Annotated in this window: 21 protein-coding genes; 12 read left to right on the forward strand and 9 right to left on the reverse strand. The window is 69.0% G+C overall.

Translation table 11 applies throughout. The features are described 5' to 3' along the window. Position 1 precedes the first annotated feature (1 nt). The 4 genes from ACZ48X_RS12000 to ACZ48X_RS12015 form a co-directional block, all read right to left on the reverse strand. Positions 2–2,347: a DEAD/DEAH box helicase gene (locus ACZ48X_RS12000; protein WP_336349498.1), complete on the reverse strand. Its 2,346-nt coding sequence runs from the start codon at positions 2,345–2,347 to the stop codon at positions 2–4. 117 nt (positions 2,348–2,464) lie between these two features. Further along, positions 2,465–2,875, reverse strand: coding sequence for a hypothetical protein (locus ACZ48X_RS12005; protein WP_464379851.1), 411 nt, complete (start codon positions 2,873–2,875; stop codon positions 2,465–2,467). A 201-nt stretch (positions 2,876–3,076) separates the two neighbouring features. Continuing rightward, the gene (locus tag ACZ48X_RS12010; protein ID WP_336349496.1) at positions 3,077–3,616 is read right to left on the reverse strand and encodes a hypothetical protein; all 540 of its coding nucleotides are present in this window, start codon (positions 3,614–3,616) and stop codon (positions 3,077–3,079) included. A 343-nt stretch (positions 3,617–3,959) separates the two neighbouring features. Next, positions 3,960–5,375 carry an MATE family efflux transporter gene (locus ACZ48X_RS12015; protein ID WP_336349495.1) on the reverse strand — a complete coding sequence of 472 codons (1,416 nt, stop codon included), beginning with the start codon at positions 5,373–5,375 and terminating at the stop codon, positions 3,960–3,962. 189 nt (positions 5,376–5,564) lie between these two features. Between ACZ48X_RS12015 and ACZ48X_RS12020 the strand changes: the two genes are divergently transcribed. Next, positions 5,565–6,794: an alpha/beta fold hydrolase gene (locus ACZ48X_RS12020; protein WP_336349494.1), complete on the forward strand. Its 1,230-nt coding sequence runs from the start codon at positions 5,565–5,567 to the stop codon at positions 6,792–6,794. Between the two features lie 25 nt (positions 6,795–6,819). Further along, positions 6,820–7,764, forward strand: a complete 945-nt coding sequence (gene lipA, locus ACZ48X_RS12025) for a lipoyl synthase (protein ID WP_336349493.1) — start codon at positions 6,820–6,822, stop codon at positions 7,762–7,764. Positions 7,765–7,803: 39 nt separating this feature from the next. Here the strand turns inward: lipA and ACZ48X_RS12030 are convergent, their stop codons facing one another. Further along, on the reverse strand, positions 7,804–9,786 hold the full coding sequence (locus tag ACZ48X_RS12030) for a sensor histidine kinase (protein ID WP_336349492.1): 1,983 nt from the start codon (positions 9,784–9,786) through the stop codon (positions 7,804–7,806). Positions 9,787–10,189: 403 nt separating this feature from the next. Between ACZ48X_RS12030 and pdhA the strand changes: the two genes are divergently transcribed. The 4 genes from pdhA to ACZ48X_RS12050 all read left to right on the forward strand — a co-directional run bounded on the left by pdhA (position 10,190) and on the right by ACZ48X_RS12050 (position 14,850). Then, positions 10,190–11,299, forward strand: a complete 1,110-nt coding sequence (gene pdhA, locus ACZ48X_RS12035; RefSeq protein WP_336349491.1) for a pyruvate dehydrogenase (acetyl-transferring) E1 component subunit alpha — start codon at positions 10,190–10,192, stop codon at positions 11,297–11,299. Between the two features lies 1 nt (position 11,300). After that, positions 11,301–12,314, forward strand: coding sequence for an alpha-ketoacid dehydrogenase subunit beta (locus tag ACZ48X_RS12040; RefSeq protein ID WP_336349490.1), 1,014 nt, complete (start codon positions 11,301–11,303; stop codon positions 12,312–12,314). Between the two features lies 1 nt (position 12,315). Beyond that, positions 12,316–13,902 (forward strand): 2-oxo acid dehydrogenase subunit E2, encoded by a 1,587-nt coding sequence (locus ACZ48X_RS12045; protein WP_336349489.1) that lies wholly within the window; start codon positions 12,316–12,318, stop codon positions 13,900–13,902. A 159-nt stretch (positions 13,903–14,061) separates the two neighbouring features. After that, positions 14,062–14,850, forward strand: a complete 789-nt coding sequence (locus ACZ48X_RS12050) for a DUF3179 domain-containing (seleno)protein (RefSeq protein WP_336349488.1) — start codon at positions 14,062–14,064, stop codon at positions 14,848–14,850. A 14-nt stretch (positions 14,851–14,864) separates the two neighbouring features. On the opposite strand, the gene ACZ48X_RS12055 is transcribed toward ACZ48X_RS12050, so the two are convergent. Next, positions 14,865–15,287 carry a hypothetical protein gene (locus ACZ48X_RS12055; RefSeq protein ID WP_336349487.1) on the reverse strand — a complete coding sequence of 141 codons (423 nt, stop codon included), beginning with the start codon at positions 15,285–15,287 and terminating at the stop codon, positions 14,865–14,867. Between the two features lie 138 nt (positions 15,288–15,425). Here ACZ48X_RS12055 and lpdA point away from each other — a divergent pair, with 138 nt between their 5' ends. Then, a complete protein-coding gene (gene lpdA, locus ACZ48X_RS12060) occupies positions 15,426–16,886 on the forward strand; it encodes a dihydrolipoyl dehydrogenase (protein WP_336349486.1) in 1,461 nt (486 codons plus the stop codon). Between the two features lie 61 nt (positions 16,887–16,947). Next, on the forward strand, positions 16,948–17,694 hold the full coding sequence (locus ACZ48X_RS12065) for an HU family DNA-binding protein (RefSeq protein ID WP_336349485.1): 747 nt from the start codon (positions 16,948–16,950) through the stop codon (positions 17,692–17,694). A 36-nt stretch (positions 17,695–17,730) separates the two neighbouring features. On the opposite strand, the gene ACZ48X_RS12070 is transcribed toward ACZ48X_RS12065, so the two are convergent. Next, on the reverse strand, positions 17,731–18,069 hold the full coding sequence (locus ACZ48X_RS12070) for a cupin domain-containing protein (RefSeq protein WP_336349484.1): 339 nt from the start codon (positions 18,067–18,069) through the stop codon (positions 17,731–17,733). 117 nt (positions 18,070–18,186) lie between these two features. Here ACZ48X_RS12070 and ACZ48X_RS12075 point away from each other — a divergent pair, with 117 nt between their 5' ends. From ACZ48X_RS12075 to ACZ48X_RS12090, 4 genes are all read left to right on the forward strand, one after another. Then, positions 18,187–18,402 (forward strand): hypothetical protein, encoded by a 216-nt coding sequence (locus tag ACZ48X_RS12075; RefSeq protein ID WP_336349483.1) that lies wholly within the window; start codon positions 18,187–18,189, stop codon positions 18,400–18,402. 141 nt (positions 18,403–18,543) lie between these two features. After that, positions 18,544–19,008 carry an SRPBCC family protein gene (locus tag ACZ48X_RS12080; RefSeq protein WP_336349482.1) on the forward strand — a complete coding sequence of 155 codons (465 nt, stop codon included), beginning with the start codon at positions 18,544–18,546 and terminating at the stop codon, positions 19,006–19,008. A 111-nt stretch (positions 19,009–19,119) separates the two neighbouring features. Next, positions 19,120–19,944 carry a prephenate dehydratase gene (pheA, locus tag ACZ48X_RS12085; RefSeq protein ID WP_336349481.1) on the forward strand — a complete coding sequence of 275 codons (825 nt, stop codon included), beginning with the start codon at positions 19,120–19,122 and terminating at the stop codon, positions 19,942–19,944. Positions 19,945–20,075: 131 nt separating this feature from the next. Further along, complete coding sequence (locus ACZ48X_RS12090) at positions 20,076–20,489, forward strand: Hsp20/alpha crystallin family protein (RefSeq protein WP_336349480.1); 414 nt, start codon at positions 20,076–20,078, stop codon at positions 20,487–20,489. On the opposite strand, the gene ACZ48X_RS12095 is transcribed toward ACZ48X_RS12090, so the two are convergent. Next, a complete protein-coding gene (locus ACZ48X_RS12095) occupies positions 20,482–21,039 on the reverse strand; it encodes a hypothetical protein (protein ID WP_336349479.1) in 558 nt (185 codons plus the stop codon). The genes ACZ48X_RS12090 and ACZ48X_RS12095 overlap by 8 nt on opposite strands. A 55-nt stretch (positions 21,040–21,094) precedes the next feature. Beyond that, positions 21,095–21,673, reverse strand: coding sequence for a hypothetical protein (locus ACZ48X_RS12100; RefSeq protein ID WP_336349478.1), 579 nt, complete (start codon positions 21,671–21,673; stop codon positions 21,095–21,097). Between the last annotated feature and the right edge of the window lie 61 nt (positions 21,674–21,734).

Genomic DNA, 21,734 nt, shown 5'->3' on the forward strand with positions numbered 1-21,734 from the left:
ACTACTCGACCTCCACCGTCCGCGTCTCCGCGACCGGGACGAGCGGGTGGTCCGGGAACGCGACCGACACCTCGTAGGTGAGCTCGTCGTCGTTCGCACCGAACACGGCGACCGGGAGCGTCGCGTCGTCGCCGAGGTACGTCTCCGTCTCGGTCATCTCCACGCCGTTCACGGTGACGCGGAGGTGCGCGTTCGCGCCGCCGCCGCCGTTCACCACGCGGACCTCCCGATGGTCGTTCTCGCCGCGCGCGATGCGCTCGGGGAACGCCCCCCACTCGACGCGGGGTGCGGGAAGCTCGCTCGCGGACTCGTGGACGCGCTCCGCGACGCCCTCAGAGAGCCCCGCGTTCACGAGGTCCTCGACGCCCCCGATGGTCAGGTCGCCCGGCGTCGCGTACCCCTCCTTCGCGAGCTTGCTCGCACGCCCCGACCCGACGCCGTCCACCGCAGTGAGGCCGACCGCGTCACCGGAGACGCCGTTCTCCACTCTCGCCGCGACGCGCTCCGCGACGTTCGCCGCGTGCCCGTCCGCGAACCGCTCCAGGAACGCCCGGCACGCCCCCAGCAAGCGGAGCGCGTTCTGCTTGATGACCCACGCGTCCGACCGCAGTTCGGCGGGCGTCGACCCCGTCATCGTCGACTGGACGATAGCGAGCACCTTCCGCTGCCCGGGGTCCATGTCGCCCGTGTCCCGCCCGACGAGCACCGCATCCACGGCCTCCTTCTCGCTCTGGCGCGCACTCACGGAATCGAACTCGGTCGCCGTCGCCACCGCACCCAGGACCGCGTCCTCGTCGATTCTCCCGTCGCGCGTCGCCAGCTCGCGGAACCGCGCCGCCGTGTCGAGTCGCAGGTAGAACTTCGACGCGAGCATCCCCAGCGAGGTCGCCGACAGCGACAGGTCCTCGCTCGCGTCCACGAACCCACCGTCGACGAGCCCCTCGAGCTTCTCGCGGACGTACTCGCGGAGCCCCTCGAAGTCGTAGCGGTCGGGCGCCGACGACGCCCGCACGTAGTAGAACGTCGTCTCCAGCCACGACATCACGTCCTCGAGGTCCCTGATAGTGCCCATCGCGATCTCGGCGTTCAGGTGCGCGTCCAGGTTGTCCGCGAGCCGGCTCTCGATGTCCTTGCCCTCCCTGAGCAGGCGCCGGTACTTGTCGGCGTCAGCGCGGTCGCAGACGACCCAGCCGTACCCGACGTCGTCGTAGCCCGGGCGCCCGGCGCGCCCGAGCATCTGGAGGACGTCCAGCGGACTCATGTCCACCTCGCCCTCGAGGGGGTCGTGGAGCTTCGTGTCGCGGATGACGACGCACCGCGCGGGGAGGTTCACGCCCCACGCGAGCGTCGACGTCGAGAACAAGAGTTGGATCTTCCCTTCTTTGAACCACTGCTCGACGCGGTCCTTGTCGCCCTTCGACAGGCCCGCGTGGTGGAACGCCACCCCGTCGAGGACGCTGTTCTTGAGGGTCTCGTTCTGCAGTTCCTTCGCGTCCGTGTGGAAGTCGTAGTCGCCCCGTGCGCCCATCGGGATGTCGCGCTCGGCGACCTCGTCCCGCGCCTTCTTCGCGGCCTGCACGGTGTCCTGGCGCGAGGACACGAACACGAGCGCCTGTCCGTCCTCGCGCACGTGCGGTTCCGCGAGGTCGAGCGCCCGGTAGAGCCGCCGGTACTTGTCCGCGAACGAGTTGTCGCCGTGCGTGTACGTCTTCACGCCCGCGTTCAACTCCACGGGTCGATACTTCTCGCTGAACTCGAACGTGCACTCCGGCGGCGCGTCGAGCCACGCGGCGACGTCCTCGACGTTCGGCATCGTCGCCGACAGCGCGACGACGCGCGGATCGCAGAGCCGGCGGAGCCGCGATATCGTCACCTCCAGCACCGGCCCGCGCTTGTCCGAGTCCAGCAGGTGGACCTCGTCGATGACGACGACGTCCACGTCCGTCACGAAGTCGTATCTCGCCGAGTCGTGCTTCCGGGTCGCCGAATCCAGCTTCTCGGGCGTCATCACGAGCACGTCCGCGTGCCTGGCCCGACGCGGGTTCAGGTCGCGTTCGCCCGTGACGACGTACACCGAGTACCCGAGGTCCTCGAAGCGCTCCCACTCCGATTCCTTCTCGTTCGTGAGCGCGCGCATCGGCGCGACGAACAGCGCGGTGCCGTCGTCGGCGAGCGCGTTACAGATCGCGAGCTCCGCGAGCGCGGTCTTCCCGCTCGCGGTCGGCGCGCTCGCGACCACGTTCTCGTCGCGTTCGAGCAACGCGGGCAGGGCCTCGCGCTGCATCGGATTGAACTCCTCGAACGCGAACGCGTCGGCGAACTCCGGGACGACCTCGGCAACCTCCATCCTGATAGGTACGGAGAGAGCACGCGGCAAAGGCGTTTCCGTCCAGAGTCGCGCACCGACCACTCCCGGGCGAGCGCGCCGCCGCCACCGACGCGACGACGACGCTCGCTCCCCGGGCTATCCGAACACGAGGTCGTCGTCGCCCGCGTCCCCATCGTCCCCGTCGGACGCCTCGTCGCTGTCCCCGTCACCCGCGGCCTCGTCGAGCACGTCGTCCGGGTCGTCGAAGGCGTCGGTCGCCGCATCGAACCCGCCACCGGCCGCTCCGCGCTCGTCCGCGGTCGCGTCAGCATCGTCGTCCCCGCTGTCGTCCTCGTCGTCGATGTCGAGGATGAGCTCCACGTCGCCGTCGTCGTCCTCCTCCTCGGGATAGTACCCCGCGACCTCCGCATCGCACTCCGGGCACGTCGCGAACTCGTCGACCTCCCCGAGGTCGTGCAGGCGATACCGCGGCGTCACCTCCACCACCACCGCGTCGAAACGCACTGTCGCCGCACACTCCTCGATCGGACACACCCTATCTCGCATTCATTAACAACCGGACAGCGACGAGTATAGTCGTATCGGCCGTCCAACCACTCGACGCTCCAGTAGCCCCACCACAGAAACGTTACTCCGTCACCCGCCCCACACTGGTGTGAGAAAGGTCGTCATAGACCGATTCTACCGGTGTTCGCTCCGTTGACGAACTGCTGAACCAGCCGTTCAGTAGGTGTGCGAACGTATCGGCTATTCTCCGCTACGACTGCGCTCGTAGACGTAGCTGAAAACGAGGCTGAGTGGGACGGCTATCCAGATCGTCCACACGACCACTACCAAGATGGTATCGGGGTACACCTCAAAGAACGCTCCGAGGAACTCGGTGAGCGAGGTCGGCGGGTCAACTCCCCCGTATGGGTTCACAAACTCGTAGCCGTACACCGGAGCCAGTAGCAACCACACGGCAGTTCCGGCAAGGTAGTTCCCGGCGACCGTGACCAACGCTGCGACGGCACTGTAGTATGGGACACTCGACGGCAGGGAGCGCCACGTGAGCGCCCCGACCACGAATCCCGTGGCGATGTACACCGGGGTCGCAGACAGAATCACCCTTGCTGAACCCACCGTCCCCGAAAGCAGCGTACTCACCGGAGCAAACACGATGCCACCGGCGAGGACACCGGCGGCCATACTGTAGCCGGCCCCGACGTCCTGTCGGTCCCCGAGCGGTAACCGTGTCGGTCCGTATCGACCGTACAGCCGCACCACTCGGTCCAGCCTGGCTACCATGACGTTCTCAACTCGTAACTTGTACTTGAACTACTTTTTTCCGCCGGCTGGACCGAATCTTGTTGTCCATCTCCCGATCTGGGGCAGCATAGGCTACAGGATAGACCAGATACACGGGCAGAACAGTATGAGACGGGTGTCTGACGCCAGTTTCTGGACGTTTACTGAGCCGTATCTCGCTGCAGAGTTCCGGATTCAAGCCTCACAGTGAGGGATACATCCTCTGTATCTACAGATGAACAAGGCGAGTGCCTCGGGGCTTGACCCCGGGGCGGTTCACCGATTTGGCCTGTCGCTGTTGATTGGTGTGGGACTGATTCGATGCCGTCCTCGGTGCGAGCCGTCAGGCGCCACTCGCTTCCGCGGTCTCGGCGGCGCGGTCGAGCATGCCGTGACTCGTCTGGTACCGGTAGTAGGCGGCGAGGCCGAGTGCGACGGCGACGTTCGAGAGCGTCACCGCCCAGAACGCCGCGATGGCGCCGCCGCCGAGGAGCACGATGCCGACGACCGCGATGGGGAGGCGGACGCCCCAGTTCTGGGCGAGGCTCGCGACGAGACTCGTCCTCGTGCGTCGCGCGGCGTTGAACCCGCCCTGGAGGAGGTAGCTCGCGCCGATCGCCCAGTAGCCGACCGCGAGGATCTGGAGGTACGCGACCGTGTACCGGAGTGCGTCCCCGGAGACGCCGGGGATGAACAGTTTCGCGAGCGCCTCCGGGACGAACCACTGGACGATACCGATGCCGCCGAGGCCGACCGCGGCGATGGCGACGCCGACCCACGTCGTTTCCTTCGCGCGCGAGGGATTCCCCGCACCGAGGTTCTGGCCGACGACGCTCTGGGCGGCCTGCTGGAGGCCGCTCGCTGGAATCCACGCGATGGCTGAGACGCGGACGCCGATGGTGTACGCCGCCATCGCCGCGCCACCGCCGGCGTAGAAGACGAGCGCGACCATCGCGACCTTCACGCCGTCCTTCGACACGCGCTGGAGCGAGTTCGGGTACCCGACGTCGACGAGCTCGCGCCACGCGTCGGCGTCGAACGCGAGGTCGCTCCGGGAGAGCGTGAACGTGTCCCGGAGGCCGAGCGAGAACCCGAGGACGAGCGCCATCCCGGCGGCGTACCCGATAGCGGTCGCGAGCGCCGCGCCCTGCACGCCGTACGCGGGCAGCCCGATGGCGTCCCATCCGAAGATGAGGATGGGGTCGAGTGCGAGGTTCACGGCGACCGCGACGACGTTCACGTACAGCGCCGCGCGCGAGTCACCCCACCCGACGAACGCGCCTTCGAGCGTGTCCGACACCGCGATGAACGGGACGGCGAGCGCGTACGTGACGAGGTAGATGCTCGCGGGGTCGGCGATGCCGTCGGTCGGGTTCAGGAACGCGACGGCGGCGTCGACGAGCGACGGGCCGACGAGGAGGACGCCGGCGAGCACGGGGAGGGCGACGACGAGCGCGAGCGCGACGCCGTTGACGGCGACGCGACGGGCGCCGGACCTGTCCTCGCCGCCGACGCGTTGACTGACGACGACCTGCGTCCCGACGAACGGCATGATGATGACCGCGAGCATCACGCTCGTGAGCGGGTAGACGAACCCGACGGCGGCGACGGCTGTCTCGCCGACGCGACCGAGGAAGAGCGCGTCGACGATCAGTTGGGCGAATTGAACGACGTTCTGGAGGACCAATGGGGTGGCGAGGAGGAGGAGGGAGCGGAGGATGGACCCGTCGGTGATCTCCTCCGTGGAGACGTCTAGCATTGCCTTTGGCAATATGGTGCACACCACCCACTAAACTCTATCGGAAATCGCGATTGGATTTATCACGACCCTATTCGACTTGACATGGCAAGTTCGAACTGTGAACGAACTGGCCGTCGCTGTTCCCGTGCGGCGGGAATCACGCGAACGACCTACACGCTCTCGCGTCCAACACATACGCGAACGACGATGTCCGCCGACCGCCCCACACCCGACCGCTTCACCCCCGACGGCGCCGGCTCCGACGACGCCAGCTCCGAGCGTCTCGCGCTCCCGCGGTCCATCCTCGACCGCGTCGCCGGCCGCTTCCGTTCCGACGAGACGCCCGCCGACGTCGGCGACGACGACGGCGGCGACGACGACACCATCGACGTGCTGCCGAGCGAACAGACCCGGACGGCCGGCTTGATGGCGGTCGGTGTCGCCGCTGGCGCGACCACGCTCGCCCTGCTCAGTCGCGGCTACGCCACCTACCGGAGCGAGCGCGACGCCGCGTACGCTCGCGTCGCCCCGACCGAGCACCGCGTCGCGGACACGCCCGTCGGCGACGTCGAGTACCGCGACCGCGGCAGCGGAGTACCGGTCCTCGTCTCGCACGGCATCGTCGGCGGCTGCGACCAGGCGATGCAGATCGGGCGCAGTCTCGTCGACGACGCCCGCATCGTCGCGCCGTCGCGCTTCGGGTACCTCGGCTCCGAGATCCCGACGTACCCGTCGCCGGCGACGCAGGCGCGCGCGTTCGCCGAACTCCTCGACGACCTCGACGTCGACGACGCCGTCGTCGTCGGCACCTCGGCGGGCGCACCCGCCGCCATCCGGTTCGCGCTCGACCACCCCGAGCGAACGCGCGGCCTCGTCCTCCTCGCCGCCGGGACGCCGCCCGCGTCCGCCTTCGCGCCCGACGACGACCGGGACCGCGACCGCGACGGCCCCACGGGTCCACCCGCGCCGCTCCTCCGCGACCCCGTCTTCTGGCTGGTGCGCTCGCGCGCACCCGGACTCCTGCGCCGCACGTTCGGCGTCTCGGGCGACGACTGGGCGCTCGCCACCGACGCGGACCGCGACCGCGTCGACGCCCTCCTCGACACGCTGTTCCCCGTCGCCCCGCGCCGCGAGGGCATCGCTCTCGACACCGAGTTCACGAACCCCCACGTCGCCGAGTACCCCGACCGGTACGACCCCGCGAACCTCACCGTCCCGACGCTCGTCGTCCACGCCCGAGACGACCCGCTCGCCGACTTCGCGGACGCCGAAGCGTTCGCCGAGCGCGCCCCGAACGCCGCGCTCCGCGCGTACGACACCGGCGGCCACCTCGTCTTCGGGCACGGCGACGACGTCCGCGACGCCGTCACCGCGTTCGCGAACGCGCCCGCGGACTGGCTCGCGGCGAACGCGGACGCGAGGAACCCCACGCTTTAACCCATCCCATCCCGCAGTTTCCGTCATGAGTCGCTCGCGGAAGCCCGACTGGCTGAAGATGCGGCCGCCGTCGGGCCGTGAGTTCACGGACATCAAGGAAACCCTCCGAGAGCACGACCTGAACACGGTCTGCGAGGAGGCGAACTGCCCGAACCTCGGGGAGTGCTGGAGCGGCCGGAACGGGTCCGGCGACGGCGGCACGGCGACGTTCATGCTGATGGGCCACCGGTGCTCGCGCACCTGCAACTTCTGCGACGTCGAGACCGGCGGGATGGAGCCGCTCGACCCCGACGAGCCCGCGAACGTCGCGGACGCCATCGCCGAGATCGGGCTGGACTACGTCGTCCTCACGTCGGTCGACCGCGACGACCTCCCAGACCAGGGCGCCGAGCACTTCGCGGAGACCGTCCGCGAGATCAAGCGCCGCCACCCCGGTATCCTCGTCGAGGTCCTCACGCCGGACTTCCAGGGGGACCCCGAACTCGTCCGGAAGATCATCGACGCCGGCCCGGACGTGTTCGCGCACAACGTCGAAACGGTGGAACGCCTCCAACACCCCGTGCGCGACCGTCGCGCGGGCTACGAGCAGTCCCTCTCCGTGCTCGAACAGGTGAGCCAGGAGAGCGACGTGTACACGAAGACGAGCCTGATGCTCGGCGTCGGCGAGTACCACCACGAGATCTATCAGACCCTGAGCGACCTCCGCGAGATCGACCTGGACGTCGTCACGCTCGGCCAGTACCTCCAGCCCAGCAGGACGCACCTGGACGTCGAGCGGTACGTGACGCCCGACGAGTTCGACACGTGGCGTGCGGTCGCCGAGGACGAGATGGACTTCCTCTACTGCGCCTCCGGCCCGATGGTGCGGTCGTCGTACAAGGCCGGGGAGCTGTTCGTCGACGCCGTGCTGCGCGACGGCAAGAGCGTCGAGGAAGCCCGCGAGCAGGCGCGTCGGGTCGCATCGGACTGAGCGAACGGATTGGCGTTCTCTCCGGGAGCGTGGTCGCCGTCAGTCGTCGGCTCCGTCCGCGAGCGGAAGTTCGACGACGAACGCGGCGCCGCCGAGGGCGGCGTCCTCCACGCGGACGCTCCCGTCGAACTCGTCGACGAGTCGGTCGACGAGGTAGAGGCCGAGTCCGGAGCCCGTGCTCTCGGGGCCCTTGTCGCCGCGACCGAACACCGACCGTTTGCGGTCGTCGGGGATGCCGGGGCCGTCGTCCGCGACGCGGACGGTGACCGTGGTCTCGTCCACGCTCGCGGTGACGTCGACGGTCGGTTCGTCGCCGTCGTTGTGCTGGACGGCGTTGTTCAGGAGGTTCGTGAACACCGACCCGAGCGTCTCGTTCGCCTCGACGACGACCGACGGGTACGACGCCGGCGGGTCGAACGTGGCGGTCTCGTACGACGCGACGGCGGTCTCGAACGCGTCTCGGAGGACGGTCCCGACGTCGACGCTCGCGAGCTCGAGGTCGGCGTCGTTCGCGACGCTCTCCGCGATGTCCCGCGCGACGAGCGTCAACTCCTCGATGTGGCGGTTCGCGGTCAGGACCGCGTCCGCGTGGTCGACGCGCTCGGCGGGCGTCAGTCCGTCCTGACTGTGCGCGGCGGGCGTCGAGCCGTCCCCGCCGGCGTCGGCTTGGCCGTCGGCGTCCGTCACGTCCCGTTCCAGGTCGGCTTCGAGGCGTTCGCCCCACCCGATGGCGACGGCGACGTCGTTCCGGATGTCGTGCCGGAGCAGGCGGTTGAGGACGGAGAGCTGGTCGTACTGGTTGCGCGTGCGTCGTTCGAGCGCGACGCGTTCGGTGACCTCGTAGAGGAGGAACAGCCGGCCGCGTTGTCGACCGCGAGCGTCATCGACGGTGCGAACGCGCGCCTCGAACCGTCGTTCGTCGACGCTCGTGGACTCGACGGATACGGTCGCCTCGTCGTCGTGCGTCGCGTCGCGTTCGTCCGTCGCAGCGTCGTCGACGTCGCGGCGAGAGCGTTCGACGCCACCGTCGGTTCCCTTGGGGGAGTCGTCGAGCGCGAGGACGTCACCGTCGTCTATCTCGGCTTCGTCGACGTGGAACGCGCGGGCGACCGCGCTGGTGGCGGACGCACCGACGAGCGCCCCGCCGTCCGCCGCCACGCCCGTGATGCCGGCCCCGTCACTGGCCGTGCTGTGGACGCGCTCCGGGGCTGCGAGGAGGGTTGCGGCGGCCGCGTTCGCCTGCACGATGCGGCCCTGTGGGTCGACGACGAACACGGCCTCGGCGAGCTGGTCGATGAGCGAGTGCCAGTCGACCGGGACGACCGCGAGGAGCTCCGACCTGAAGAGCGCGTACCCGATGGCGAGCCACGTCACGGCGAACGCGGGCGGTGCCAGATCCATCGGTGCGTCCGGGAACGCGACGATGTTCACGAACCCGGCGAGGAGCGGGACGAGTAACCCGGCGAACAGCAACAGGCCCTGTCGGCGGTACATGCCGGTCGACCGGACCCAGAGGAGGAGGAACTGGGTGGCGCCGATGGCGGCGAGCGCGACGCTGTAGAGGCCGTCGACGAAGAACCACGGCCCCGGGTCGTACGAGAGCGTCAGCATCCCGGCCGCGTACGGTTCCGCGACCGGGTCGCTGAGGTAGAGGCCGACGTCCGCGAGTGGCCACGCGAGGAGGGCGAGCACCGTTATCGTCGGGACGACCGCGAGGACCGCGACGAGTCGTCGGGAGACGTACCGGTTCGCGCCCGTGTACTCCAGGGCGAACACGAGTATCGCCGGGCCGATGAACTCGTAGGGGACGGTCTGAGCGACGAGGAAGACGTACTTCCACGCGGTCGTCGTGGCGGCGGCCTCGGCGGCGTCCATCGCGGCGTACCCGCCGCAGCCGAGGAGTGCGACCGCGAGTGCGGTTGCGCCAGGCTGGTCGTGGTGGTCGCGGTGGAGTCGAACCGCAAGCCAGCCGAGCCCGACGACGACGGGCACGAGCAACGCTCCGTACAGGACTGCGAGCAACGTAGTCCGGGTACGGAGCGTGGACGATTAACCGTTCTGGCGCCGTCGAACACTGATCGCCCGGCCGTTCGTGGGGTCGTTCGGTTCGGTGACGTGTTCCCGCGACGCCGCGACCGGGGTGTGCGGTGTGGTCACGTGTCTCGATTCGCCCGTGTCGGTCGTTGCGGGGCCCCGTACCCGTTCACTACTCTCGCCCGTTCGTCCAGAATGTCGGTGGAAAAACCGTGAGGAACGTTCGAAGCGTTCGATACACCGGTGGAAAACTGAAAGGTTACAGTTCTCGCGGGGATTCCCGGACGTTCAATGCGAAGGTGTGGCAAGAATACGCTTGATAGTAACGTTTTTACGAAAATCATATAACGCGAGCAAGAGACGTATCGGTCATGCGAAGGTGCGTCTTCCCGTGAGCACGCTAGAACGAAACCCCCGAGACCGCGTACAGGTACTCGACGACGACGGTCGAGTGCTCGACGACGCGGAGGTGCCGGACCTCTCCGACGACGAGTTCCTCGAGATCTACGAGCAGATGAAGCTCGCACGGCACTTCGACCAGCGTGCCGTGTCCCTGCAACGCCAGGGCCGCATGGGGACGTACCCGCCCCTGTCCGGCCAGGAGGCCGCGCAGGTCGCGAGCGCACATGCACTCGACACCGACGACTGGATGTTCCCGAGTTACCGCGAGCACGGTGCCGCACTCGTCCGCGGGTTCGGCCTGAAACGCACGCTCCTGTACTGGATGGGTCACGAACAGGGGAACGCGATTCCCGAGGACGTGAACCTGTTCACGGTCGCGGTCCCCATCGCGACCCAGATACCGCACGCCACCGGCGCGGCGTGGGCGTCGCGCCTCAAGGGCGAGGAGAAGGCGTTCCTCTGTTACTTCGGCGACGGCGCGACGAGCGAGGGCGACTTCCACGAGGGCCTGAACTTCGCGGGCGTGTTCGACGCCCCCGCGGTGTTCTTCTGTAACAACAACCAGTGGGCGATCTCGGTGCCCCGCGAGAAGCAGACCGCGAGCGAGACCATCGCCCAGAAGGCCAACGCGTACGGCTTCGAGGGCGTGCAGGTCGACGGCATGGACCCGCTCGCCGTGTACAAGGTCACGAAGGAGGCCGTCGAGAAGGCCAAGGACCCCGACGAGGACGAGCTCCGGCCGACGCTCATCGAAGCGGTCCAGTACCGGTTCGGCGCGCACACGACCGCCGACGACCCCTCGGTCTACCGGGACGACGACGAGGTCGAGCGCTGGAAGCAGAAGGACCCCATCCCGCGGATGGAGACGTTCCTCCGCGAACGAGGTATCCTCGACGACGAACTCGACGACGAGATCACGCAGCGCATCGAGGACGACGTCGCCGAAGCGATCTCGGCGGCGGAGGAAGTGGAGCGCCCGGACCCCGTAGAGATGTTCAACCACGTGTACGCCGACATGCCCCAGCGCCTCCAGACGCAACTGGACTGGTTCAACGAGGTGCGCGAGGAGTTCGGCGACGACGCCCTACTGGAGGACTAACATGAGTCAGCAAGCACAAGACATCGACGGTGAGACGGAGAACCTGACGCTCGTACAGGCCGTCCGCGACGGCCTGCAGAGCGAGATGCGCGACGACGAGGACGTGCTCGTGATGGGCGAGGACGTCGGGAAGAACGGCGGCGTGTTCCGCGCGACCGACGGGCTCTACGAGGAGTTCGGCGAGGACCGCGTCATCGACACGCCGCTCGCCGAGGCCGGCATCGTCGGCACCGCCATCGGGATGGCCGCGTACGGCCTGAAGCCCGTGCCGGAGATCCAGTTCCTGGGCTTCATCTATCCGGCGTTCGACCAGATCGTGAGTCACGCCGCGCGCCTCCGCACGCGGAGTCGCGGCCGGTTCACCGCGCAGATGGTCATCCGCGCGCCCTACGGTGGCGGTATCCGCGCGCCCGAGCATCACTCCGAGTCGACGGAGGCGATGTTCGCGCACCAGCCCGGCCTCAAGGTCCAGATCCCGAGCACGCCCTACGACGCGAAGGGGATGCTCATCGCGGCGATCCGCGACCCGGACCCGGTCGTGTTCCTCGAACCGAAGCTCATCTACCGGGCGTTCCGCGAGGAGGTCCCGGACGACTCCTACGAGGTTCCCCTCGGCGAGGCGGCGGTGCGTCGCGAAGGGAGCGACATCTCGGTGTTCACGTGGGGCGCCATGACGCGCCCGACGATGGAGGCCGCCGAAGAGCTCGCGGAGGAGAACGGTATCGACGCGGAGGTCGTCGACCTGCGTTCGATGTCGCCGCTGGACAAGGACACCATCGTGGAGTCCTTCAAGAAGACGGGTCGTGCGGCGGTCGTCCACGAGGCCCCGAAATCCGGTGGTCTCGGTGGCGAAATCGCGAGCATCATCCAGGAGGAGGCCTTGATGTACCAGGAGGCGCCCGTGGAGCGCATCACCGGGTTCGACACGCCGTTCCCGCTGTACGCGCTCGAGGATTACTACCTCCCGGAGCCGGCGCGCATCAAGAAGGGCATCCGCGACGCGGTGAGTTTCTAAGATGCCCCAGGAATTCAAGCTCCCCGACGTCGGCGAAGGGGTCGCCGAGGGGGAACTGGTTGAGTGGCTCGTCGAGCCCGGCGACACCGTCGAGGAGGACCAGGCGGTCGCGAAGGTCGAGACGGACAAGGCGCTCGTCGACGTTCCGTCGCCGTACAACGGCACCGTGAAGGAACTGCTCGCCGAGGAGGGCGAGATGGTGCCGGTCGGGAACGTCATCATGGTGTACAACGTCGAAGGCCAGGACGACCTCGACGACACGAGTTCGAGCGCGGACGCCGCCGCGGACGCCGACGCCGAATCGGCTGCCGCGGACGCCGGCGACGACGCTGCGGCCAGCGCGGACGCTGGCGAGACCGAGGAGGTCGAGACGCCCGAGGGGCGCGTGTTCGCGCCGCCGAGCGCGCGGAAGCTCGCCCGGGAACTCGGCGTCGACATCTCGCAGGTCGACGGCACGGGCCCGAGCGGTCGCGTGACGGACGCGGACGTCCAGGCGCACGCCGACGCTGGCGAGGCGGACGATGCGGCCGCGGAGGAGTCCGCGGAGCCCGCGACCGCCGAGAGCGGCGACGCCGGCGGGGCGGCCGCGGGCGGCAGCACGGCGAGCGCGCAGTCGGCGCAGACGACGCAGAGCGCACCGTCCCCGCAGGGCGTCGAGGCGGCGGGTCGCGAGAAGACGCTCGCGGCGCCGGCGACGCGGAAGCTCGCCGACGAGAAGGGCGTCGACATCGACGACGTCCCGACCGACGAGACCCGCGACGGCGAGGCGTTCGTCACGCCCGAAGCGGTCACGGAGTACGCGGAAGCGATGCAGCAGGCTCAGGAGGCCGACGCCGGCGCGATGGCGGCGGGCGAGTCGATGGGCGCCGACGGCCAGCGCGAGACGCGCGAGCCGTACAAGGGCGTCCGGAAGACCATCGGGGACGCGATGGCGAACTCGAAGTACACCGCGCCCCACGTCACCCACCACGACGAGGTCGACGTCACCGAGCTCGTGGAGACCCGCAAGCGCCTCAAGGGCGAGGCCGAGGAGCGCGGCATCCGCCTGACGTACATGCCGTTCGTGATGAAGGCGGTCGTCGCGGCGCTCAAGGAGTACCCGCAGATGAACGTCTCGCTCGACGAGGAGAACGAGGAACTCGTCACGAAGCACTACTACAACATCGGGGTCGCCACCGCGACCGAGGCCGGCCTCATGGTGCCCGTCATCGATGCGGCCGACCGGAAGGGCCTCCTCCAGCTCTCCTCGGAGATGAACGAGAAGGTCCAGAAGGCGCGCGACCGCACCATCAGCATCGACGAGATGCGCGGTGGGACGTTCACCATCACGAACATCGGCGGCATCGGCGGCGAGTACGCCACGCCGATCATCAACCACCCCGAGAGCGCCATCCTCGCGCTCGGCGAGATCAAGAAGAAGCCGCGCGTGATGACCGACGAGAACGGCGAGGACTCCATCGAGATCCGGCACGTCCTCACGCTCTCGCTGTCGTTCGACCACCGCATCATCGACGGCGCGGACGGCGCACGGTTCACGAACGAGGTCAAGAAGTACCTCGAGAACCCCGAACTGCTCCTGCTGGAGTAGTCTCGGGCGGCTCGCGGACCCACCTTCGACGGTCTGCGCGACCGGGCGACGCGGCGGCAGTTTTCGTGGACGTTCCGAACGGGGAGCACCTGCGCTGCCCGTGCTCGGAACTCGCACAGCCGCGGGCACGTTAACTCGCCACACGTCGTTTCTCCGGGTATGACTCGCCGCCGCCAGTTGCTCGCCGCGCTCGGGACGGGCGTCGTCGCGACCGCCGGGTGTCGCGGCGCGCTCACGCGCTCGGGCGACCTGGCGGACGCGGCGGCCGGCGCGGATGGACCAGATGACGGTGACGCGACCGACGGCGTCGTCGATTATTCGCTGGCTGCGACGGGCCGCCCCGCGGACGTCTGCGAGCGCCCCATCGGCGACAGCGACATCGTCGCCATCGAGCGGCCGGCGTTCGGAACGGAGTGGCCCGACGACGTCGGCCCGCCGTACCGGCCGGTCACGGACGGTTCGGCCGTCGTCGGCGTCGCGCTCCCAGATGGTCGGGCACGAGCGTACCCGCTGTCGATTCTCGCCGTGAACGAGATCGTGAACGACGACTTCGGCGGACCGCTCCTGGTGTCGTTCTGTCCGCTGTGTCGGAGCGGGTTCGTCGCCGACCGAACCGTCGCCGGGGAACCGACCGTGTTCGACGTGACGGGGACGCTCTGGCAGCCCCCGCGGATCTGGGCGGCGGCGAGCGAGGCGGACGAGCGCGTGAAGAGCGACCGCGCGGAGGGCGTGAGTCCGACCGCGAACCTCGTCATGTACGACCGCGCCACCGAATCCTACTGGTCGCAGCTACTCGGACAAGCGATCTGCGGCCCGCAGCGCGAGGAACGGCTCCGCGTTCGCGCGTTCGAGATGTCGACGTGGGGCGCGTGGCGCGACGAGCACCCCGACAGCGAACTCCTCCTGCCGCCGCCGCACTCGACGCTCACGCGCCCCGGCGACGACTGAGCGTCCACGAGCGTTCAGCTCGGACACTCGACGCCGTCGGCGTTGAACGCGGTGGTTATCTCGTCGGTGTCGACCGTGAACGAGAGCTCGTAGCAGGTCATGTCCCCCCAGTTCGAGACGAGCGAGTCGAGACGCTCCCACGACGTCGTTCCGGCGCGTGAGTCTCCCGGGACGGAGACGGTGACGGCGTAGGGCACTCGGTGACCCATGGTCTCGTCGACGACCTCGCGCACGCCGCGGTATTCGAGCTCGAACGCGTCCTCGTGGACGCGTCGTCCCTCGCGCTCGACGGTCACGACGACCTCGATCACGTCGTCGGTCGCGTTCACCAACCGGATGCGACCGAGTCCGACCGGCGGTTCGCGCTCGGCAAACGAGCTACAGCTCGCGAGTCCGACCCCGCCGAAGGCGCTGGCGACGACGGTTCGTCGACGCATGCGTACACGTCGAACCGCGACGAACAAAACGCTTCTCTCGCGGCACCGACTTCGTCGGCGGAGTGCGCGTCGTGGAACGGCGAACCACGGCGCTGGCAATACTTGGGGTTTCTTATGCCTGCTGGCGGTGGTATCGATATGGTCGTTGGAGACGTCACAACTGGCACGGACCTCCTCGTAATCGGCGCGGGCCCCGGCGGGTACGTCGCGGCGATCCGCGCGGGACAGCTCGGGCTCGACGTCACGCTCGTCGAGAAGGACGCGTACGGTGGCGCGTGCCTGAACCGCGGGTGCATCCCCTCGAAGGCGCTCATCACCGCGACGAGTTTGAAGCACGACGCGGCGAACGCCGAGGAGATGGGTATCCACGCGAACCCGGCGGTCGACATGACCCAGATGATGTCCTGGAAGGACGACGTCGTCGACAACCTCACCGGGGGCGTCGAGAAGCTCTGTAAGGCGAACGGCGTGAACCTCATCGAGGGGACCGCGGAGTTCTCCGGCGAGAACTCCGTGCGTATCGTTCACGGCGGCGAAGGCCAGGGCTCCGAGAGCCTGGACTTCGAGCACTGCATCGTCGCGACGGGTTCGCGCCCCATCCAGATTCCGGGGTTCGAGTTCGACGGCGAGCACGTCCTCTCGAGCGAGCACGCGCTCAGCCTGGAGTCGGTGCCGGACGAACTCGTCGTCGTCGGCGCGGGCTACATCGGCATGGAGCTCGCGTCGGTGTACGCGAAGCTCGGCACGGACGTCACCGTGGTCGAGATGCTCGACGACGTCCTCCCGCCGTACGAGGCCGACGTCAGCCGGGTCGTGAAGAAGCACGCGAAGGACCTCGGCGTGGAGTTCCACTTCGGGTACTCCGCGAGCGACTGGGAGGAGACCGACGACGGCATCGTCGTCACCGCGAGCCCCGCCGCTGCGGACGGCGGCCAGGCCGCGGAGGCCGAGGACGAGGCCGAAGCGCTGGAACTCGAGGCGGACAAGGTCCTCGTCGCCGTCGGCCGCTCGCCGGTCACTGACACCCTGAACCTCGAAGCGGCGGGCCTGGAACCGAACGAGCAGGGGTTCCTGGAGACGGACGACCGCTGCCGCACGGACGTCGAGCACATCATGGCGGTCGGCGACGTCGCCGGCGAACCGATGCTCGCGCACAAGGGCTCGAAGGAAGGGCAGGTCGCCGCGGAGGTCGTCGCGGGCGAGCCGTCGGCCGTGGACTACCAGGCGATGCCCGCCGCGGTGTTCACCGAACCCGAGATCGGGACCGTCGGGCTCACCGAGGCCGAGGCCGAAGAACAGGGCTTCGAGCCAGCGGTCGGGAAGTTCCCGTTCCAGGCGAGCGGGCGCGCGCTCACCACCGGCGAGACGGACGGGTTCGTCCGCATCGTCGCCGACGAACCCAGCGGGTTCATCCTCGGCGCGCAGATCGTCGGCCCGGAAGCGAGCGAACTCGTCGCCGAACTCTCGCTCGCCATCGAGATGGGCGCGACCCTCGAGGACGTCGCGTCGACCGTGCACACGCACCCGACGCTCGCCGAGGCCGTGATGGAGGCCGCCGAGAACGCGCTCGGGCACGCCATCCACACGCTCAACCGGTAACTGCCCGGATTGCTGCGGATACGCCTGCTATACTTATCGTTCTATGGCGCGACTGGACAGCGTGAAGCACGATACCATCGATCAGGATAGCGTCTCGCGTCGCACCGTCCTCCGGCGAGGCGTCGGGGCGGCAGTCGTCCTCGGGTTCGGACTGCCGGCGGCGACGGGCCAGGTCGCAGCGGGCGAGCGGCCGGAACTGGTCGAGGCCATCGCGACGGAGAGCGGGTTGTCGAAGGCGGATTCGAAGCGCGCGCTCGACGGGTTCGTCGCCGCGACCACGAAGGCGCTGAAGAAAGGCGACCGCCTCGCGTGGCGGGGATTCGGGTCGTTCAGCATCTCGAAGCGGTCGGCGCGAACGGGCCGGAACCCCCAGACCGGCAAGCGAACCGGTGGGGCGACCACGAACGTGGTGGGGTTCCGGTGCGGCGACGAACTCGCCGCCGCGCTCGACCTCGTCCCGGGCGCGGGCGACGAACGCCGGCATCGTGCACGGCGCAAGCGCCGACGCGGCCGCGACGGCTCCTGCGACCCCGTCGACGGCTGTCCGATAGATGCCGACGACCTCGCTGCCGAAGCGCGGCTCTCGCCGGAGGCGGCGCGGGCGTTCCTCGACGCGTTCCCAGTCGCCGCCGCGACAGTCCTGAAACGCGACGGCACCCTCTCGCTGCCGGGCTTCGGCGCGTTCAGCATCTCGAAGCGGTCCGCGCGGACGGGACGCAACCCCCAGACGGGGAAGGAGATCCAGATCGCCGCGAAGAACGTCGTGAAGTTCAAGGCGGGCGCGGAGCTCTCGAAGGCGGTGAACTGAGCGCGACGACAGTCGGTGGACGCGGCGACCCCTCCGTCAGTTCCGCCAGTCGGGGTTCTCTCGCGGTGGCGCGAACACCTCGATGCCGACGGCTGGTTCGTCGCCGGTGTTCTCGGCGCCGTGGGGTTCGTCGCCGGCGAGGACGTACGAGTCGCCGGGTTCGACGGTCCTCGTCTCGCCGTCGACGTGGAACTCGAGCGTCCCCGAGACGACGTAGCCGAGCTGTTCGTTCGGGTGGCTGTGTTCGGGGACGACCGCGCCCGGGTCGATGCGGAAGTGCTGGACGTTAGCGTGCTCTCCGCCCGCGAGGAGTTTCAAGTGTACGTCGTCGACCGCTTCGGTGCTCTCGACCGCGGCTTCTGGAACGACATCCATGCGCTCGGGTTCGGCGGCCAGCGCGAAAAACGCTCGCGCACCGGCGGCCCGTGGCGGGTGGTTGCCGGTCGCGACCGTCGACGCAACGGCTATGCGTCCGTCGAACCAACTCGGGCCATGAACAAGGCGTTCCTCGCTGTCGGCGTCGCGTTCCTCGCGGTCGGCGTCGCCTCCTCGACGGTCGCTGGCGGTATCGTGTGGTCGACGTTCGTCACGCTCGGCGTCGTGTTCCTCGCGCTCGCGTTCGCGTTCCGCGAGGCTGACGCTGGCGAGGGGCGGTCGGACGCGGAACGCGAGAACGCTCCGGCGGGCGGCGTCGAGGACGACGCTTGAGCCACACGCTAGCGCTGCCGTAACCGGTTCTGGCGTCCCTGATTCTGTCGTCGTCGAGGCGCCCCTGGAGGTTGGACGCGCGGTTCGTCCAGTCACCGTACGTTCATCTCGGCACGGAGCGTAGCACGAACCGGTTCTCTCATGCCTCAGCTCTCGTTCGACCGGACGTACGATGCACCGCGAGCGGCCGTCTGGGCTGTCGTCAGCGACCCGGACGTCTACCAGCGCGTCGCGCCGAACCTCGACGTGGTGGAGGTCCTGGAGGGCACCGGTGGGGACACGGTCCGTCGGTGCGTCGACACGGACGGGAACGAGTGGACGGAGGCGGCGACGTACTGGACGGACGGCGAGGGGTTCGGGATGGCGGTCGACGTCGCGTCGAGCGGCTTCCATCGTCGGTTCTTCTCGCGGTTCGAGGGCGAGTGGCGGCTCGAGTCGACCGGTGACGGGACTCGGGTCACGGTGGCGTTCGACTACGACACGAAGTACGGGCCGGTCGGGTGGCTCGTCTCGAAAGTGCTGGCGTCGCGAGCGCCCTCGATGGTCGACGAGATATTCGACGGTTGGGCGACGGAACTCCGGGAACGCGCCGCTGGCGTCGCCTAGGACGCGCTCTCGGAAGCGGTGACCGCCTCTCCTCGGGCACTCGCGTCGGGTCCGCCGGTCAATCCTGTCGGCCCCGACGGGCTTTTCTCGCCCGCCGCGGTAGCGGGGCGTATGTCGACTGTGACGCTCGGTCCGTCGGGGACGTACTCGCATCGCGCTGCGCGCGCCGTCAGCGACGGCGACGTGTCGTTCCGCGAGTCCGTGACGAGCATCGTGGAGGCGGTCGCGTCCGGGGACGCGGACCGGGGCGTGGTCCCGATCGAGAACTCCATCGAGGGGTCGGTGACGGAGACGCTGGACGCGCTCGCGGACTACGACGTCGCCGTCACGCAGGAGGTCGTGACGCCGATCAAGCACGCGTTGCTCGCCCAGCGAGACGCCTTCGACGTGGTGGCGAGTCACCCGCAGGCGCTCGCGCAGTGCCGGGGGTTCCTCGAAGACGCGTACCCGGACGTCCACCAGGAGGCGGTGGCGTCGACCGCGACGGGCGTCGAGCGCGCTCGCGAGGACCCGTCGGTCGCCGCCATCGCCCACCCCGACAACGCCGACGACGAACCCGGCGAGGGCGCGCTGCGCGTGCTCGCCGAGGACGTCCAGGACCGGACGTCGAACGCGACGCGGTTCTTCGTCATCGCGGGCCCCGGCGAGAAGTCCGAGGCGGGCGGGAAGTCGACGTTCGTCGTGTACCCGAACGCGAACTACCCGGGGCTGCTCCTGGAACTCCTGGAGCCGTTCGCGGAGCGGGACGTGAACCTCACGCGCGTCGAGTCCCGGCCGAGCGGCGAGCGCCTCGGCGACTACTGCTTCCACCTCGACGTCGAGGGCGGGCTCTACGAGGACCGCACCCAGGAGGCACTGGCGGTCGTCCGCGACCTCTGCGAGAACGGCTGGGTGCGCGAACTCGGGTCGTACGACGTGAAGACCGTCGTGTCGTGACGGCTCCGGCTGCCGCTACGATCGTGTCGTGACGCCGCCCGCGGCCGCGTCAGCCGTGTCGTGACGCCGCCGGCGCTCGAACGGTTCGCGGGAAGAGATTTATGTCGCCCGGCGTCGAACTGTCCTCTGTCATGCGACGGAATCCCTTCGACGAACTGGAGGACATGTTCGACCGGATGAGCCGCCAACTCGAGACCGGCGACCTCGGCGAGTTCAACGCCGTCCCCGTGGACATGCAGGATCACGGCGACGAGTACACCGTCGTCGCGGACCTCCCCGGGTACGCCGTCGACGACATCGACCTGACGTTCGCCGACGGCGACCTCCGCATCGACGCCTCGCGCGAGGAGGAATCAGAGGAGACAGACGAGGACGCCGGCACGTACGTCCACCGCGAGCGCAGCGAATCCGCGAGTCGAGTCGTCCGGGTACCGGACCCGGTCGTCGAGGACGAGATCGCCGCGACGTACAACAACGGGACACTCACCGTCACGCTCCCGAAGGCGACCGACGAGGTCGACGGGCACAGCATCGACATCAACTAGCGTCGCCGCTGTCGAGGACAGATGCAACCGTTCTGACGGCCTCCTGGACGCCCGCCTCCCATCCCTCAGCCGGGTCGTTCCCGCGCTTGGGCGGGTCGACGGGGAGGTCGATGGCGTGGTAGGCGACGTGCTCGTGTGCGTCGGCGGCGAGTCGCCCGACGAACGTCGCGTTCTCGCGTTTCGTGCTCACGCCACCCCTCGCGAGGTCGTAGTACGCGGAGAAGACCTGGCAGACGACGACGCGATCGAACCGGTCGAGCACGCCGTTCTCGAGCGCTCGCAGGAGTTTCACGGTGTTGTTCGCCGGGTCCGCGCGCCGAACCTCGAGTTCCACCGCGACGAGCACGGTCGCGGCGGCCTCGCCAGTCGCGCCGTCGTCGTGCGCCGGGTCGCCGCCGCGTCCTCGGTCGCCGTCGCTCTCGTCGGAGACGCCGGCGACGTCGACCGGGGTACCGCCGACGTCGTACTCCTCGTGCCACGCGAACCCGGTCGTCCGGGCCGCGAGGCCGTCGCGGACGGCGGTCTGGAGCGTGCGCGCGAACTCGCCCACGAGCTGGAGCTCGCCGGCACCACACTTAGTCCCGGCGGGCGACCGGACGCCGGAGTCAGTCGAGGAAGCGCTCGACGTGGCCGCGGTGGTTCTCGTGGACGTCGTCCGTGACCGCGTCGAACCACGCGAGGGTCGTCTCGTCGCCGCCGTACATCGGGTGGTCGAGGTCGTCGACGAACGACGGCGTCGCGAGGAACGAGTCGACGCGCCCGTCGTCGGTCGGGACGACGCTCGCCTCGAAGAGGACGCTGTCGGCGACGAATGCCCGGTCTGGGTCGTCCTCGTGCCGGAACACGGTCCGTTCGACCATCGTCGGGTGGTCGACGCGCACGTCGACCGCGAAGAGCGCGCTGGCGGCACGCTCGGTCGCAGCGACCCAGTCGTCGTCGGGGCGCACGTTCCCCCCGAGCGGCGCGTAGGACTCGTCCCCGGCGAGGAGGACCCCGCCGTCGTCGTTCGTGATACCGAACTGGGTGACGCCCGCGAGTTGCTCGTAGCGCTCGCGGAGCGCCTCGAACTTCTCGGCCGGCAGGTCGCGTTCGTCCTCCTCGTACGGCACGTCTTCGCGCTCGTGGAGCGCCTCGGGGTCAGCGAGCGATTCAACTCGGGCCGCCGCCGTCGCGTCGTCTGTCATCTTTCGTGGACCTCTCGACCGAAAATTCTACCCGGGCGACAAGAAAGTATAGTGAGGAATG

Source organism: Halorubellus litoreus (assembly GCF_055378595.1).

Excerpts from the sequence above, each read along its gene's own strand:
- ACZ48X_RS12000 (WP_336349498.1), bottom strand. The coding sequence starts at position 2,347 with ATGGAGGTTGCCGAGGTCGTCCCGGAGTTCGCCGACGCGTTCGCGTTC.
- ACZ48X_RS12005 (WP_464379851.1), bottom strand. The coding sequence starts at position 2,875 with ATGCGAGATAGGGTGTGTCCGATCGAGGAGTGTGCGGCGACAGTGCGT.
- ACZ48X_RS12010 (WP_336349496.1), bottom strand. The coding sequence starts at position 3,616 with ATGGTAGCCAGGCTGGACCGAGTGGTGCGGCTGTACGGTCGATACGGA.
- ACZ48X_RS12015 (WP_336349495.1), bottom strand. The coding sequence starts at position 5,375 with ATGCTAGACGTCTCCACGGAGGAGATCACCGACGGGTCCATCCTCCGC.
- ACZ48X_RS12020 (WP_336349494.1), top strand. The coding sequence starts at position 5,565 with ATGTCCGCCGACCGCCCCACACCCGACCGCTTCACCCCCGACGGCGCC.
- lipA (WP_336349493.1), top strand. The coding sequence starts at position 6,820 with ATGAGTCGCTCGCGGAAGCCCGACTGGCTGAAGATGCGGCCGCCGTCG.
- ACZ48X_RS12040 (WP_336349490.1), top strand. The coding sequence starts at position 11,301 with ATGAGTCAGCAAGCACAAGACATCGACGGTGAGACGGAGAACCTGACG.
- ACZ48X_RS12045 (WP_336349489.1), top strand. The coding sequence starts at position 12,316 with ATGCCCCAGGAATTCAAGCTCCCCGACGTCGGCGAAGGGGTCGCCGAG.
- ACZ48X_RS12050 (WP_336349488.1), top strand. The coding sequence starts at position 14,062 with ATGACTCGCCGCCGCCAGTTGCTCGCCGCGCTCGGGACGGGCGTCGTC.
- ACZ48X_RS12055 (WP_336349487.1), bottom strand. The coding sequence starts at position 15,287 with ATGCGTCGACGAACCGTCGTCGCCAGCGCCTTCGGCGGGGTCGGACTC.
- lpdA (WP_336349486.1), top strand. The coding sequence starts at position 15,426 with ATGGTCGTTGGAGACGTCACAACTGGCACGGACCTCCTCGTAATCGGC.
- ACZ48X_RS12070 (WP_336349484.1), bottom strand. The coding sequence starts at position 18,069 with ATGGATGTCGTTCCAGAAGCCGCGGTCGAGAGCACCGAAGCGGTCGAC.
- ACZ48X_RS12075 (WP_336349483.1), top strand. The coding sequence starts at position 18,187 with ATGAACAAGGCGTTCCTCGCTGTCGGCGTCGCGTTCCTCGCGGTCGGC.
- ACZ48X_RS12080 (WP_336349482.1), top strand. The coding sequence starts at position 18,544 with ATGCCTCAGCTCTCGTTCGACCGGACGTACGATGCACCGCGAGCGGCC.
- pheA (WP_336349481.1), top strand. The coding sequence starts at position 19,120 with ATGTCGACTGTGACGCTCGGTCCGTCGGGGACGTACTCGCATCGCGCT.
- ACZ48X_RS12090 (WP_336349480.1), top strand. The coding sequence starts at position 20,076 with ATGCGACGGAATCCCTTCGACGAACTGGAGGACATGTTCGACCGGATG.
- ACZ48X_RS12100 (WP_336349478.1), bottom strand. The coding sequence starts at position 21,673 with ATGACAGACGACGCGACGGCGGCGGCCCGAGTTGAATCGCTCGCTGAC.